Here is a 782-nt window from a genome sequence, read left to right as displayed (position 1 = left end):
CCATTGCCTCATGGGCAACTTGCCGATTTGCTTCTGCAAAGTCAACAGTTTTTGCAACGGCTACGTGCTGCGCGAGGGTACGCATCCCTCTGGCGTCATTACCGTAGGCTCGACGTGTATTATTGTCGTCACCGGCAGCAGTAAAGAGGGCGGCTGCAAAAGTTAGGCACTTAACCTGCCGGGTTATCCATCTCGCGTGATTGATTAGCCAAGTTTGATCAAATTGGTTCGGATAGCGTGCCTGTAGGTCGTGCGCTTCGGCTGCAAGCTTATCGGCGAGTAAGTGTAGATCGCTTGGCTGGAGACGTTTACGATTGGCTCGGTAGACGTGAGATTCGCCAACACATCGCGCCAAGACATAGAGTTCGCGTCCCTGCAGGGAAGTCAGTGCTTCTCGGAGAATTGTGCTGTCGTGCGATGGCCCAATCTCAGAAAGAAACAGGGAGATATCGTCGTCTGTAGCAATCGGAAGATCTTGTGGCGGCTCCTGGTCCGCTTTCTTTGTTCGCTCTTTGATAGCGGAACAGGCCTGTTTAGCCGATTGGGAACACATTTTGACAACGCTTGCTTGATACTTGTTTACTCCTACGTTGACGAACTCTACAGCTTCGCCATTGATTACGGATTGAAGATTTAATGCGTAGCCAGAACGGAGAGCGTCTAAGCGGGAGTTACCGAAGTGTTTTTGAGGTGACCTTGATGTGCTCATGGTAAATCAGCCAAGCAAAGTGCTCTGCGTTGTCGTTGTATAGTTTGTAACTCACTGTGGCTAACCGTAAATC

General features: G+C 50.3%; 1 protein-coding gene. It reads right to left on the bottom strand.

The genetic code is table 11. The features are described 5' to 3' along the window. Positions 1-709, bottom strand: a 709-nt coding sequence (locus tag C5Y96_RS27945) for a hypothetical protein (RefSeq protein ID WP_214609080.1), incomplete at its 3' end; no start/stop codon positions are given. Between the last annotated feature and the right edge of the window lie 73 nt (positions 710-782).

Source organism: Blastopirellula marina (assembly GCF_002967715.1).
Lineage (GTDB): Bacteria > Planctomycetota > Planctomycetia > Pirellulales > Pirellulaceae > Bremerella > Bremerella marina_B.
Note: the sequence above shows the minus strand (reverse complement) of the source record. Positions and strands in the feature narration are given on the sequence as shown.